Origin of the sequence: Cellulomonas cellasea (assembly GCF_030372105.1) — a bacterium.
GTDB lineage: Bacteria > Actinomycetota > Actinomycetes > Actinomycetales > Cellulomonadaceae > Cellulomonas_A > Cellulomonas_A cellasea_A.
On the sequence record NZ_JAUDBQ010000014.1, the window covers coordinates 1 to 13,539 of the forward strand.

Annotated in this window: 12 protein-coding genes; 9 read left to right on the forward strand and 3 right to left on the reverse strand. The window is 73.9% G+C overall.

Annotated elements, in window-relative coordinates:
• Positions 1-675, forward strand: a 675-nt coding sequence (locus QUV83_RS13300; RefSeq protein ID WP_289565164.1) for a GNAT family N-acetyltransferase, incomplete at its 5' end; no start/stop codon positions are given.
• 5 nt (positions 676-680) lie between these two features.
• Here the strand turns inward: QUV83_RS13300 and QUV83_RS13305 are convergent.
• Entirely contained in the window at positions 681-1,571 is an 891-nt protein-coding gene (locus QUV83_RS13305) for an Fpg/Nei family DNA glycosylase (RefSeq protein ID WP_289565166.1), read from the reverse strand.
• A 93-nt stretch (positions 1,572-1,664) separates the two neighbouring features.
• On the opposite strand from QUV83_RS13305, the gene QUV83_RS13310 reads away from it, so the two are divergent.
• Positions 1,665-3,470 carry a proline--tRNA ligase gene (locus tag QUV83_RS13310; RefSeq protein ID WP_289565167.1) on the forward strand — a complete coding sequence of 602 codons (1,806 nt, stop codon included), beginning with the start codon at positions 1,665-1,667 and terminating at the stop codon, positions 3,468-3,470.
• Positions 3,471-3,552: 82 nt separating this feature from the next.
• On the opposite strand, the gene QUV83_RS13315 is transcribed toward QUV83_RS13310, so the two are convergent.
• Complete coding sequence (locus tag QUV83_RS13315) at positions 3,553-4,581, reverse strand: DUF4439 domain-containing protein (RefSeq protein ID WP_289565169.1); 1,029 nt, start codon at positions 4,579-4,581, stop codon at positions 3,553-3,555.
• A 128-nt stretch (positions 4,582-4,709) separates the two neighbouring features.
• Between QUV83_RS13315 and rimP the strand changes: the two genes are divergently transcribed.
• The 5 genes from rimP (at position 4,710) to rbfA (ending at position 10,322) form a co-directional block, all read left to right on the forward strand.
• Positions 4,710-5,291 (forward strand): ribosome maturation factor RimP, encoded by a 582-nt coding sequence (rimP, locus tag QUV83_RS13320; RefSeq protein ID WP_289565171.1) that lies wholly within the window; start codon positions 4,710-4,712, stop codon positions 5,289-5,291.
• A gap of 1 nt (position 5,292) precedes the next feature.
• Entirely contained in the window at positions 5,293-6,366 is a 1,074-nt protein-coding gene (gene nusA / locus QUV83_RS13325; RefSeq protein WP_289565172.1) for a transcription termination factor NusA, read from the forward strand.
• 104 nt (positions 6,367-6,470) lie between these two features.
• Positions 6,471-6,749: a YlxR family protein gene (locus tag QUV83_RS13330; protein WP_354003948.1), complete on the forward strand. Its 279-nt coding sequence runs from the start codon at positions 6,471-6,473 to the stop codon at positions 6,747-6,749.
• A 134-nt stretch (positions 6,750-6,883) separates the two neighbouring features.
• Positions 6,884-9,775, forward strand: a complete 2,892-nt coding sequence (gene infB / locus QUV83_RS13335) for a translation initiation factor IF-2 (protein WP_289565175.1) — start codon at positions 6,884-6,886, stop codon at positions 9,773-9,775.
• A 94-nt stretch (positions 9,776-9,869) separates the two neighbouring features.
• Entirely contained in the window at positions 9,870-10,322 is a 453-nt protein-coding gene (gene rbfA / locus QUV83_RS13340; protein ID WP_289565177.1) for a 30S ribosome-binding factor RbfA, read from the forward strand.
• A gap of 135 nt (positions 10,323-10,457) precedes the next feature.
• Here the strand turns inward: rbfA and QUV83_RS13345 are convergent, their stop codons facing one another.
• Complete coding sequence (locus QUV83_RS13345) at positions 10,458-11,942, reverse strand: MFS transporter (protein ID WP_289565179.1); 1,485 nt, start codon at positions 11,940-11,942, stop codon at positions 10,458-10,460.
• Positions 11,943-12,013: 71 nt separating this feature from the next.
• Between QUV83_RS13345 and QUV83_RS13350 the strand changes: the two genes are divergently transcribed.
• Together QUV83_RS13350 and truB are read left to right on the forward strand one after the other, a co-directional pair.
• The gene (locus QUV83_RS13350) at positions 12,014-12,592 is read left to right on the forward strand and encodes a TetR/AcrR family transcriptional regulator (RefSeq protein ID WP_289565181.1); all 579 of its coding nucleotides are present in this window, start codon (positions 12,014-12,016) and stop codon (positions 12,590-12,592) included.
• Positions 12,589-13,539, forward strand: coding sequence for a tRNA pseudouridine(55) synthase TruB (gene truB / locus QUV83_RS13355; protein ID WP_289565182.1), 951 nt, complete (start codon positions 12,589-12,591; stop codon positions 13,537-13,539). The genes QUV83_RS13350 and truB overlap by 4 nt, the downstream gene beginning before the upstream one ends.

A 13,539-nucleotide genomic window follows, 5' to 3' on the forward strand; every position in this document is an offset into this window, starting at 1 on the left:
GCGAACCTGGTGCCGGTGGTGCCCGATCGGGATCCGCGGGCGCTGGACGCGTTCGCCGCGCTGGGCCGCACGCAGGGCCGGCGCGCGTCGTCCATCGTGGGCGAGGCGTCGGTGGTGCTCGGCCTGTGGGAGCGGTTGGCCGAGTCGTGGCCCCGCGCGCGCGAGGTGCGCGCCGACCAGCCGTCGTTCGTGATCGACCGCGACCCGGACGTGCCGGCCGACCCGCAGGTGCGGCGCACGACTCCCGCGGACTACGAGGTGGTGCTCCCGGCGTGCGTGCGCATGTTCGTGGAGGAGGTCGGGTACTCGCCGGTCTCCGGCAGCGGAGTGGGCCCGTATGAGACGCGCGTGCGCACCCTGATCGCCGAGGGGTGGTCGTTCGCCCGGTTCGAGCCCGGGCAGGGGCCGGCGGGGAGCCCGGGGAGCGTGGTGTTCAAGGCGGAGCTGGGCGCCGTCGCCGGGGGAGTGGCGCAGGTGCAGGGCGTGTGGGTGACGCCGGGGCGCCGCGGCGAGGGGCTGTCGAAGGCGGGGATGGCGGCAGTGGTGGAGGCGGCCCGCCGGGACGTCGCCCCGATCGTGTCCCTGTACGCGAACCACTACAACGAGCGCGCGCTCGCCGCCTACCGGGCGGTCGGATTCGAGCAGGTCGGCACCTACGCCACGGTGTTGTTCTAGGGCGCTCAGCGCAGCAGCCGCGACATCCGGCGGTCCGCGAGCACCTGCCCGCCCGTCTGGCACGTCGGGCAATACTGCAGCGACGAGTCGGCGAACGACACCTCCCGCACCGTGTCGCCGCACGGCACGCCGTCGGCGCCCGGGCACGGCTGCCCAGTGCGGCCGTGCACGCGCATCCCGCGCCGCTTGGCGTCCTTGAGCTCGGCGGCGGGTTGCCCGGTCGCGGCGGCGACCGCCTCGGTGAGCACGTCCACCACCGCGCGGTGCAGCGCCGCCGTGCGCTCCGCGTCAAAGGACCGCGTCGGGGCGAACGGGCTGGTCCGGGCCGCGTGCAGGATCTCGTCGGAGTAGGCGTTGCCGATGCCGGCGATCGTGCCCTGATCCCGCAGCAGGCCCTTGACCCGCTGGTTGCGCGCCGCGAGCAGCTCGCCGAGGCGCTCGGCGGTGAACTCCGGCGACAGTGGCTCCACGCCGAGCGTCGCGATCGCCCGCACCTGGGCCGGGTCGTCCACGATGTGCGCCGCGAGCCGTTTGCGGGTCCCCGCCTCGGTGAGGTCGAAGCCCGAGCCGTCGTCCAGCCGCACCCGCAGCGCGATGGGGGAGCGCCCCGGGCGGATGACCGTGCCGGGAACCCGCTCATGCCAACGCAGCCAGCCCGCCCTCGCGAGGTGCACGACGAGGTGCAGCGGGCCGGCGCCCTCGTCGGCGAGCACCAGGTCGAGCCACTTGCCGTGCCTCGCCACATCCACGACGCGCTGTCCGACCAGCGCGTCGGGCCCGGGGGAGAAGGTCTTCAGGGCGCTGATCGCGCCGACCTCGACGCCGGTGACCGTGCGGCCGCCGGCCCGCGCGCGCAGGAAGTCCGCCAGCGCGTCGACCTCGGGCAGCTCGGGCATGGGCCCATCGTCGCGCCCGGCGCTCACATTCCGCACGGGCTGCGGGGCAGTGGGCCGCGCAGGGCGCCCATGTCGCGGCACTAGGCTCAGCGCATGCTGCTTCGCCTCTCCACGCTCTTCGTCCGCACCCTGCGCGAGGACCCGGCCGACGCCGAGGTCGCGAGCCACCGGCTCCTCGTCCGCGCCGGCTACATCCGCCGCGCCGCCCCCGGCATCTACACGTGGCTGCCGCTCGGCCTGCGCGTGCTGGCGAAGGTGGAGCAGGTGGTCCGCGAGGAGATGGACGCCGCCGGCGCGCAGGAGGTCCACTTCCCGGCGCTGCTGCCCAAGGAGCCCTACGAGGCCACCGGCCGCTGGGCCGAGTACGGCCCCAACATCTTCCGGCTCAAGGACCGCAAGGGCGGGGACTACCTGCTGGCGCCCACGCACGAGGAGATGTTCACGCTCCTGGTGAAGGACCTGTACTCGTCGTACAAGGACCTGCCGCTCGCGCTCTACCAGATCCAGACGAAGTACCGCGACGAGGCGCGCCCCCGCGCCGGGCTGATCCGCGGGCGCGAGTTCATCATGAAGGACGCCTACTCCTTCGACGTCGACGACGCCGGCCTGGAGGCCTCCTACCAGCGCCAGCGCGACGCCTACCAGCGCATCTTCAACCGACTGGGCCTGGAGCACGTCATCGTCGCCGCGACGTCCGGGGCGATGGGCGGCTCGCGCAGCGAGGAGTTCCTGCACCCGACGGCCATCGGCGAGGACACGTTCGTGCGCTCGCCCGGCGGCTACGCGGCCAACGTCGAGGCCGTCACGACTGTGGTCCCCGAGGCGATCCCGTACGACGGCGCCCCCGCCGCGCACGTCGAGGACACGCCCGACACCCCCACCATCGACACCCTCGTCGCCCTGGCCAATGAGCGCTTCCCGCGCGCCGAGGGCGAGTGGACGGCCGCCGACACCCTCAAGAACGTGGTGCTCGCGCTCGTGCAGCCCACCGGCGAGCGCGAGCTCGTGGTGATCGGCCTCCCCGGCGACCGCGAGGTCGACCTCAAGCGCCTCGAGGCCGCCGTGGCCCCCGCCGAGGTGGAGCCCGCGACCGACGCCGACTTCGCCGCCCACCCCGAGCTGGTCAAGGGGTACATCGGGCCGTCGGTGCTCGGCCCCAACGCCGGCGTCGACGAGGACGGCCGCTCGCTGGGCGTCCGCTACCTGCTCGACCCGCGCGTCGTGTCCGGCACCCGGTGGATCACCGGCGCGAACGAGCCGGGCCGCCATGTCTTCGACCTCGTCGCCGGCCGGGACTTCACCGCTGACGGCACAGTCGAGGCCGCTGAGGTCCGCGCGGGCGACCCCGCCCCCGACGGCTCCGGCCCGCTCGAGCTGGCGCGCGGCATCGAGATCGGCCACATCTTCGCCCTCGGCCGCAAGTACGCGCAGGCGCTCGGCCTGACGGTGCTCGACCAGAACGGCAAGGCGCAGGTCGTCACGATGGGCTCCTACGGCATCGGCGTCACGCGCGTCCTGGCGGCCCTCGCCGAGGCCAACCACGACGACAAGGGCCTGGCCTGGCCCGCCGGAGTCGCCCCCGCGCACGTGCACGTCGTCGCCACCGGCAAGGACGCCGCCGTCTTCGCGGCCGCTGAGGAGCTCGCGTCGACCCTGTCCGCGCGCGGCGTCGAGGTCATCTACGACGACCGTCCGAAGGTGTCGCCTGGCGTCAAGTTCGCCGACGCCGAGCTCTTCGGGGTGCCGTTGGTCGTGGTGGTGGGCCGCGGCCTCGCCGAGGGCGTGGTCGAGGTGCGACCGCGCGTCGCGGGCCCCGACGGCCCCGCCGCCGAGCAGGTGCCCGTCGAGCAGGCGGCCGACCGCGTCGTCGAGCTGGTGGACGGCCTGCTCGGCCGCTGACAGGCCCCGCGTCGCGGCGCTGAGGCGCCCGCCCGCCCGACTGGGCCGGCGGGCGCCTCAGCAGCCCTCAGTGCCTCAGCCCTCAGCCGAGGGCGACCTGCGCGGCCTGCTCGGGCAGTCCCGGGAACGCCGTCGGCTCGGCGCCCCAGACGGCGGCGTCCGACGTGGCCTGCCGCAGCGCGTCCACGGCTGACGTGCGCGTGCCGGTGGCCGCCTCCGCCGCGAGGTTCGCGTACCCGGCCGCCAGGGACATCTCGATCGAACGGGCCAGCTCCACCGCGACGGCAGGGTCGTCGAGCCCTGTGGGCAGCGCGTACGCGAGGCGGCGCGGATCCGAGCCCGAGGAGACGAGGCCGGAGGTGTCGGCCCACACCTGGGCCCGCGCACGGTGCTGGGCCGCCCTGGCCTGAGCCTCGGCGCGCTGGCCGTCGGCGAGCTTCGCCGCGATCACCTCGAACGCGTACCCGGCCTCGTCCTCAGCGAGCACGAGCGCCGACAGGACTGTGAGATCCACGGCCCCGGGGGCCGGCGCCGGGTCGAAAGCAGGTGTGACACCGGCGGGGGCCTCGACGCCCAGCGCCCCCGCGAGGCGGACGGCGAGCTCCGCGCGGGCGGTCGACACCGACGCGAGCAGGCGCGCGAGCCCGCCCGAGGCGGCGCTGTTCGCGTCGGCGCGGGCTGTGAGTGTTGTCACAGCGAGCAGTGCGAGCACGTCGCCCGGCAGGACGATGGGCGGCGCCGAGGACGCCGTCTCCGGCAGCGCCCCGTCGGTCTCCAGGCCTGAGTCGTACACCCCGCCGAGCTGCTCGCTGTGCAGGTCGGAGAACTCCGCGACGGACCCGAGCGCCTGCGCGACCGCGTCGTCGTCGGCGGCGGGGCTGAGGGCGGCGACGCGCGCGTGCTCGGCGAGCATCGCGGCGTCCTCCACCGTCCGGCTGCGCGTCAGCTCGGCGGCGTCGGGCTGGGGCGCCTGCGGGGCAGGCGACTCGAGCCGCAGGTCGCACCCCGTCAACAGCAGCGCCGCCGCCAGCACGGCGACGACGAGCCGTCGCGCGCCGGGCAGGCGGCTCGCTGCGGGGCGCGCGGTCGGGGTGTGGCGGGTCGCGGTCATCGCGGTGATCCTGCCATGTCGGTGGCGCCGTCCGGCAGGCGTGCGCGGACTCGTTACGCTGGACCCCTCACAACAACACAAGGGTCGACACCACGCAGGTGACCCGCTGGAGCCGACAGGAGGCGATCATGCCCGCGCCAGCAACAGCGCAACGGGTCCGGGACGTCGTGGAGCCACTCGTGAGCGCCGCAGGCCTCGTGATCGAGGAGATCGAGGTGGTCCGCGCCGGCAAGGCGTCGGTCGTCCGGATCCTGGTGGACCTCGAGGAGGACGCCGAGGGCGGACTCGACCTCGAGGACGTCGCCGAGGTCTCGCAGGCGATCTCCGACGCGCTGGACGCCGCCGCCGTCGTGGGCGGCGAGCACACGCTGGAGGTGTCGAGCCCGGGGGTGGGGCGCGCGCTCACCGAGCGCCGCCACTTCACCCGCGCCCGCGGCCGGATGATGACTCTCACCCGCACCGACGGCTCGACGCTGCGCGGCCGGCTCGACGACGTGGACCGCACGGCGCCGGACGCCGCCGAGTTGGTCCTCATCCCCGAGACGCCGGGGCTGAAGGGGCGACCGCCCAAGGTGGGGGCCCCGGTCCGTGTGCCGCTCGCAGCGGTGCGCGAGGGCCGGGTCGAAGTGGAGATGGGACGGCTCGCCGAGGTGTCCGACGACGAGGACGACGACGCGCAGGACGCGACGTCGGCAGGACAGGAGAGCTGACGTGGACATCGACATGCATGCGCTGAGGATGCTGGAGCGCGAACGCGACATCAGCCTGGGGGTGCTGGTCTCGGCGATCGAGCAGGCATTGCTCTCCGCCTACCACCGCACGCCCGGCGCACAGGCCGTCGCCCGGGTCGAGCTCGACCAGGCGACCGGGCACGTGACCGTGTGGGCGCGCGAGGAGATCACGCCGAAGGCGCCCGAGGGCGACGTCGAGGGCGAGGCGCCGCCGCAGGCGGTGGTGCTGGGGCCCGAGTTCGACGACACCCCTGCCGGGTTCGGGCGGATCGCCACGGCGACGGCGCGCCAGGTCATCGTGCAGCGGCTGCGGGACGCCGAGGACGACCAGGTCCTCGGCGCGTTCCGCGGCAAGGAGGGCGAGGTGCTCGGCGGCGTCATCCAGCAGGGCCGGGACCCGCGCGTGGTGCTCGTGGAGGTGCGTGGCACGGAGGCTGTGCTGCCCGCCCACGAGCAGGTCCCCACCGAGCAGTACGTGCATGGCGAGCGGTTGCGGGCGTTGGTGCTCGATGTCTCCCGCGGCGCGAAGGGCCCGCAGATCACGCTCTCGCGGACCCACCCGAACCTGGTCCGCCAGCTCTTCGCGCTGGAGGTCCCCGAGGTGGCCGACGGCTCGGTGGAGATCATGGCCATCGCCCGCGAGGCGGGCCACCGCACCAAGATGGCGGTGCGGACCCGGGTGCAGGGGCTCAACGCGAAGGGCGCCTGCATCGGCCCGATGGGCGCGCGGGTGCGCGCTGTCATGTCCGAGCTGCACGGCGAGAAGATCGACATCGTCGACTACTCCGACGACCCGGCTGAGATGGTCGCGCACGCGCTCTCGCCCGCTCGTGTGCTCTCCGTCACTGTGGTCGACCCGGAGGCCCGCGCGGCCCGGGTGATCGTGCCCGACTACCAGCTGTCGCTGGCGATCGGCAAGGAGGGCCAGAACGCGCGGCTCGCGGCCAAGCTGACGGGTTGGCGCATCGACATCCGCTCCGACGCCGCCGAGGCCGCGGCCTCGGATCAGGACGACGCGACGGGGCAGGGCGCCGGCTCCGGTCACGGCCGGTGACACGGCGCGGTAGACTCTCCGAGGCTGGGCCGGACGCCCGGCTCTCCTCCTCGAGCCAGCCGAGCTCCGCCACGTCGAGTGGCGAGGGCCCGGTGCGCACGTGTGTGGGGTGCCGGTCGGCCGACCTGAGGTCGGTCCTGTTGAGGACGGTCGTCCACACGGACGGCGCGGGGAATCCTGTGCTGGTCGTCGACGTCGACCGGCGTCTTCCGGGCCGGGGGGCGTGGCTGCACCCCGATCCTCGTTGTCTCGAGCTCGCCGAACGCCGCCGTGCGTTCCCGCGGGCCCTGCGTGTCGCAGGGCCGCTGGACGTCCGGCCGGTGCAGGCGCACCTCGAGGCCGCAAGGCATCACCAGCTCCCGGGTCCGAGCCCGGAAGCGTAGAACCGTCGACATGGGAAGCGGGTTTGAGAAGCCGATGGCTGCCCGATGAGCACGCACCGATGAGTACCCAGCGATGAGTACCCAGCACTAACGACGGTCCGACCCTGTCTTGGGCGGACCGAGACAGGAGAGATGTGGCCAAGGTCCGCGTCTACGAGCTCGCCAAAGAGCTCGGAGTGGAAAGCAAGACCATCATGACCAAGCTGGGCGAGCTCGGAGAGTTCGTCCGCTCGGCGTCCTCGACGATCGAGCCCCCGGTCGTGCGCAAGCTGCGCGACCTCTACCCCGTGGGGGAGTCGGCTCCCGCGCCGAAGGCGCCTCGTCCGGCTGCTCCGGCTCCGGCCGCCCCGCCGGCCGCACAGGCCTCGACGCCCGCGCCGGCTGCTCCGGCGCCGTCCGCTCCCGCGCCCGCCCCGGCTGCTCCGGCTCCCGCCCCGGCGGCTGCCAAGCCTGCCGCGGCTCCGGCTCCGGCTCCGGCTCCCGCTCCGGCCCCGGCTCCGGCTCCGGCTCCGGCTGAGCGTCCGGCGGCGGCTGCCGCCCCGGCACGCCCGCAGGCGGCGCCCGGCGCCCGTCCCGGCCCGCGTCCGGCTCCTGCCGCGCCGGCCCGCTCCGGCGGCCCGCGTCCCGGCAACAACCCGTTCGCGCCCTCGCAGGGCATGCCCCGCGGCGGCCAGGACCGTCAGGGTGGCGGCGGCCAGGGCGGTCCCCGTCCCGGCGGCCCGCGTCCGGGCAACAACCCGTTCGCGCCCTCGCAGGGCATGCCGCGTCCGGGCGAGCGTCGCAACGACAACGCCGCCCCCGCGGCCTCCGGCGCGCCGTCCAGCACGGGCGAGCGCTCCGGCGGTCCCCGTCCCGGTGGCCCGCGCCCGAACCCCGGCATGATGCCGGGCCGCAGCTCGAGCGGCGTCGGCCGCCCGGGTGAGCGTCCGAGCCCCGGTGGCCGCCCTGGTGGCGGTCGTCCCGGCGGTGGCGGCGGCTTCGCCGGTCGTCCCGGTGGCCCTGGTGGCCCCGGCGGCGCGCCCGGTGGCGGCGGCGGCTTCGCTGGCCGTCCCGGCGGCGGTGGCCGTCCGGGTGGCGCCGGTCGTGGCAGCACGCAGGGCGCCTTCGGCCGCGCTGGAGGGCGCCCCGTCCGCGGGCGCAAGTCGAAGCGGGCGAAGCGTCAAGAGTTCGAGCAGATGCAGGCCCCCTCGCTGGGTGGCGTGCAGGTTCCGCGCGGCAACGGCAAGACGGTCGTCCGCCTGCGCCACGGCTCGTCGCTGAACGACTTCGCCGACAAGATCGACGCGAACCCCGCCAGCCTGGTCACGGTGCTGTTCCACCTCGGTGAGATGGCGACCGCGACCCAGTCGCTGGACGAGGACACGTTCGGCACGCTGGCCCAGGAGCTCGGCTACGTCATCGAGATGGTCTCGGCCGAGGAGGAGGACCGCGAGCTGCTCGGGGCCTTCGACATCGACCTGGACGCCGAGCTGGCCGAGGAGGGCGACGACGAGCTGCGTCCGCGCCCGCCGGTGGTCACCGTCATGGGCCACGTCGACCACGGCAAGACCAAGCTCCTCGACGCGATCCGTCGCACGGACGTCGTCGCCGGTGAGGCGGGTGGCATCACCCAGCACATCGGCGCCTACCAGGTGCGCGCCGAGCACGAGGGCGTCGACCGCGCCATCACGTTCATCGACACCCCGGGCCACGAGGCGTTCACCGCCATGCGTGCCCGTGGCGCGCAGGTCACCGACATCGCGATCCTCGTGGTCGCGGCCGATGACGGCGTGATGCCGCAGACCATCGAGGCGCTCAACCACGCCCAGGCGGCCGGTGTGCCGATCGTCGTGGCCGTGAACAAGGTGGACAAGGAGGCGGCCAACCCCGCCAAGATCCGCCAGCAGCTCACCGAGTACAACCTCGTGGCCGAGGAGTACGGCGGCGACACGATGTTCGTCGACGTCTCCGCGAAGCAGAACCTGGGCATCGACCAGCTGCTGGAGGCCGTGCTGCTCACGGCGGACGCCTCGCTCGACCTGCGGGCCAACCCCGACAAGGACGCGCGTGGCGTGGCCATCGAGGCGAACCTGGACAAGGGCCGCGGCGCCGTCGCGACAGTCCTGGTCCAGTCCGGCACGCTGCACGTCGGCGACGCGATCGTCGCCGGCACGGCGCACGGCCGCGTCCGGGCGATGTTCGACGAGCACGGCAACGCGCTGACCGAGGCGGGGCCGGCACGTCCGGTCATGGTCCTCGGCCTCGCGTCGGTGCCGAGCGCCGGCGACACGTTCCTGGTGGCCCCTGACGAGCGCACCGCCCGTCAGATCGCCGAGAAGCGCGAGTCGGCCGAGCGTGCCGCCCTCCTGGCCAAGCGTCGCAAGCGCATCAGCCTCGAGGACTTCACGCAGGCGCTGCAGCAGGGCAAGGTCGAGACCCTCAACCTGGTCCTCAAGGGCGACGTCTCCGGCGCCGTCGAGGCGCTCGAGGACGCGCTGCTCAAGATCGACGTGGGCGAGGGCGTGGACCTGCGGGTCATCCACCGCGGCGTCGGCGCGATCACCCAGAACGACGTCAACCTCGCGACCGTGGACAACGCGGTCATCGTCGGGTTCAACGTCAAGTTCGGGGAGCGTGTCGAGGAGCTCGCCGAGCGCGAGGGTGTGGACGTCCGGTTCTACTCGGTCATCTACCAGGCGATCGACGACGTCGAGGCGGCCCTCAAGGGCCTGCTCAAGCCGGAGTACGAGGAGGCGCAGCTCGGCACCGCGGAGGTGCGCGAGGTGTTCCGCTCCTCGAAGTTCGGCAACATCGCCGGTTCGCTGGTCCGCTCCGGGGAGATCCGGCGCAACACCAAGGCCCGCGTGCTGCGCAACGGCAAGGTCGTGGGGGACAACCTCACGGTCGAGTCGCTCAAGCGGTTCCGTGACGACGCGACAGAGGTCCGCGAGGGTTACGAGTGCGGTATCGGGCTCGGCTCCTTCAACGACATCGAGATCGGCGACGTCATCGAGACGTGGGAGATGCGCGAGAAGCCTCGCAAGTAGCTGACAGCGGTCAGGTGGCCCGTGCCCTCGGGTGCGGGCCACCTGGCGTCTGCGGACAACGTGCCCTCGTGGAGGGCGAGAAGGGCTGGGCATCATGGCTGACCATGGCCGCGCGAGGAAGCTCGCGGAACGGATCCAGCAGATCGTCGCGCAGATGCTCGACACGCGGGTCAAGGACCCGCGGCTGGGATTCGTCACCATCACGGACGTCCGGGTGACGGGCGACCTGCAGAGCGCGAGCGTGTTCTACACGGTCTACGGCGACGACGAGGCGCGTGCCGGCACGGCCGCGGCGCTCGAGAGCGCCAAGGGGCTCATCCGCTCCGAGGTGGGCAAGCAGACGGGCATCCGGCTGACGCCGACGCTCGAGTTCCACCTGGACGCCGTCCCTGAGACGGCGGCGCACCTGGACGCCGCGCTGCACGAGGCGGCGCGCCGGGACGCCGAGGTCGCGGCGCTGGCCGCGGCCGCGCAGTACGCCGGCGACGCGGACCCGTACCGCAAGCCGGTCGAGGACGACTCCGAGGACGAGGACTCGCAGGGCTGACCTGCGGCTCATCCCGCACGAGGCTCATCCTGAAGGGGCTCAGGCCCGGCGCGCCCCATCGGCGCGCCGGGCCTGAGCCGTCTCGTGGGGCCTGAGCCGTCTCGTGGGGCCTGTGCTATCTCGTGGGGCCTGTGCTCAGGCCGTCGTGCGGCTCAGTCGGCGCGCGTCGGAGACGTCCTCGGTGGCGGTGGCGGTGGCGTGTCGCCCGGTGCGCCCCGGCATCAGCAGCGAGGCGGCAGCCCCGAGTCCGACGACTGCCGCCCCGGTGAGCACGGCGGGCCGCAGGCCTGTCGCGAAGTCGTCGGGCGTGAGCTGGCCGCCTTGCCCCTCGAACACCGCGACGAGCACTGCCACGCCGAGGGCGACGCCGATCTCCCGCAGGGTCGAGTTGGTCGAGCTGGCGATGCCGTGGTCGTCCTGGTCGAGATCGGCGAGCACGGCTGTGGCGCTGGGGGCGAAGGTCAGGCCCATGCCGACTCCCGCGAGCACCAGCCCGGGGACCAGCGCGGAGTAGGACGTCGTGCTCGGCGCGGCGACGGCGAGCATCACCAAGCCGGCGGTCTGCAGTGTGAGCCCGGCGGTGAGCAGCGGGCGCACGCCGACCCGTGGCGCGAGCAGGCCCGCGACCGGCGCGACGAGCATCGGCGCCGCGGTCCACGGCAGGGTGCGCAGCCCCGCCTCGAGCGGGCTGTAGCCGAGGGCCACTTGCAGGTACTGGGCGAGCAGGAAGACCGAGCCGAAGATCCCGAGTGAGAACGCGAAGCCCGTGATATTCGCGATCGTGAAGCTGCGGGCGCGGAACAGCCGCAGTGGCACGAGCGGGTGGGGCGCCCGCTGCGCGTGTCGCACGAAGGCGCCGATCAGGAGCGCGCCGCCCGCGAGCGGGAGGATGACGCGCGGCGACGTCCACCCGTCGTCGTTGCCGCGCACGACTGCCCACACGATGGCGAGCACGCCCACTGCGAGGAGGGCGAGGCCGGCCAGGTCGAGTGGTTGGCGGCGACCCCGGGACTCGGGCAGTGTGCGGAGCACGAGCGGGATGGCGATGACGGCGACGGGCACATTGATCCAGAAGATCGCGTGCCAGGAGATCCCCTCGACGACGGCGCCTCCGATCACGGGGCCGAGTGCGACGCCGAGCCCGGCGACACCGCCCCAGATGCCGATCGCCATGGCCCGGCGCGCGGCGGGGACGGCGCCGGCGAGCAGGGTGAGCGACAGCGGCATGATCGCCGCGGCCCCGACCCCCTGCACGGCACGGGCTGCGATGAGGGCCTCGGCGGTGCTGGCGAGCGCGGAGGCGATGGACGCGACGGCGAACAGCGCGATCCCGGCGAGGAACACCCGGCGGCGCCCCCAGCGGTCGCCGAGCATGGCGGCGGTGACCATGAGGGTCGCGAAGGTGAGGGTGTAGGCGTTCACCATCCACTGCAGCTGCTCGATGCTCGCGTCGAGCTCGTCCTGGAGCACAGGCAGTGCGGTGGTCATCACGAGGTTGTCGAGCGTGGCGAGGAACATCGGCACGGAGGCCGCGACCACGGCCAGCGCGACGGGCGCCACCCGTCGTGCTGGCGCCGCCGGCGATGGGCCGGACGTGTCCGATCGGGGTGCGATGGCCATGTGGACTCCCGGTAAGCATCGGATGATAACTTGGACTTCGAACGCTAATTATCGACTGATAACCTGTCAACATGGATCTCAAGCAGCGGATGACGGCCGAGGAGCGCCGCGAGCAGATCCTCGACGCGGCCCTCGCGGTGTTCGCCGAGGGCGGGTACGCGGGCACCACCACCGACCAGGTCGCGCGCGCGGCGGGCGTCTCCCAGCCCTACGTCGTCCGGGTCTTCGGCACCAAGCAGCAGCTCTTCCGGGAGCTGTACACCCAAGCCGTCCACCGTGTCGTGGAGACCCTCGCCGCCGTGCGGCCGGGCCCCGACGCGAAGGTCGAGATGGGGGAGGCGTACGTCGCCCTCCTGGCCGACCGGAACCTGCTCCGGGTGGTCATGCACGGATTCGCGTCTCCTGACCCCGAGGTCGGGCGGCTGGCCCGCGGCACGCTCGGGGCCGTGTTCCGCCTGTTCCGCGAGCGCACAGGCGCCGACGAGCACGCCGCCGAGAGCTTCGTCGCGCAGGGCTTGCTCATCAACGTGCTCCTCATGACCTCAGTCCCCGACCATCTCGGCGAGGACGCCGCCGTCGACGCGCTGGCCGCCTGCGTGCTCGACCCCCGCATGACCCACGACCCCGCACGCGACAGGACCGCACAGTGACCCGCACGGACCCCGCCCACCGCCCGCCCCGCCGGCCCACCGCCCCCGACGGCCTCGTGGTGGTCGACAAGCCCGCCGGCTGGACCAGCCACGACGTCGTCGCGCGGATGCGCCGGATCGCCGGCACCCGCAAGGTCGGCCACGCCGGCACGCTCGACCCGATGGCCACGGGCGTCCTGGTGCTCGGCGTCGGCAAGGCGACGCGGCTGCTGACCTACGTGGTCGGGGCCGACAAGGAGTACACCGGGACGATCCGGCTCGGCGTGCGGACCACCACCGACGACGCCGAGGGCGAGCTCGTCACAGCCGTCGACGCCGGCTCCGTGGCGCTGGACGCCGTCGCGGCGGGCATCGCCGCGCTCACCGGCGACATCCAGCAGGTGCCGAGCTCGGTCAGCGCGATCAAGGTCGACGGCCAGCGGGCGTATGCCCGGGTGCGCGCGGGGGAGCAGGTCGAGCTCGCCGCGCGCCCGGTGGCCATCAGCCGCTTCTCGCTCGACGCGACCCGCGACGTGCCCGCCACGGACGACATGCCCGCGGCGCTCGACCTGGACGTGACGGTGGTGTGCTCGTCGGGGACGTACATCCGGGCGTTGGCCCGCGACCTGGGGGAGGCCCTCGGCGTGGGCGGGCACCTCACGGCGCTGCGCCGCACGCGCGTCGGCGGCTACCCGTTGGCCCTCGCCCGTTCGCTCGACGACCTCGAGGAGTGGCCCGCGGACGTCCCCCTCGACGTGCTGCCCCTCGCCGACGCCGCGCGGGCGATCTTCCCGGTGCGGGACCTGACTCCCGCGGAGACGACCGCGCTGTCGTACGGCAAGCGGATCGAGGCGGCGCCCGCCCCCGACGAGCCGGTGGCGGGGATCTCCCCGGACGGCGAGCTCGTCGCGCTGCTGGAGTCCCGCGGCGCGCACGCCTGGCCGGTGCTGGTGTTCGCGCCGGCCTGA

What these genes read in the sequence shown, in the direction of transcription:
- QUV83_RS13305 (WP_289565166.1), bottom strand. Translation starts at nt 1,571, where the DNA reads ATGCCCGAGCTGCCCGAGGTCGACGCGCTGGCGGACTTCCTGCGCGCG.
- QUV83_RS13310 (WP_289565167.1), top strand. Translation starts at nt 1,665, where the DNA reads ATGCTGCTTCGCCTCTCCACGCTCTTCGTCCGCACCCTGCGCGAGGAC.
- QUV83_RS13315 (WP_289565169.1), bottom strand. Translation starts at nt 4,581, where the DNA reads ATGACCGCGACCCGCCACACCCCGACCGCGCGCCCCGCAGCGAGCCGC.
- rimP (WP_289565171.1), top strand. Translation starts at nt 4,710, where the DNA reads ATGCCCGCGCCAGCAACAGCGCAACGGGTCCGGGACGTCGTGGAGCCA.
- rbfA (WP_289565177.1), top strand. Translation starts at nt 9,870, where the DNA reads ATGGCTGACCATGGCCGCGCGAGGAAGCTCGCGGAACGGATCCAGCAG.
- QUV83_RS13345 (WP_289565179.1), bottom strand. Translation starts at nt 11,942, where the DNA reads ATGGCCATCGCACCCCGATCGGACACGTCCGGCCCATCGCCGGCGGCG.
- QUV83_RS13350 (WP_289565181.1), top strand. Translation starts at nt 12,014, where the DNA reads ATGGATCTCAAGCAGCGGATGACGGCCGAGGAGCGCCGCGAGCAGATC.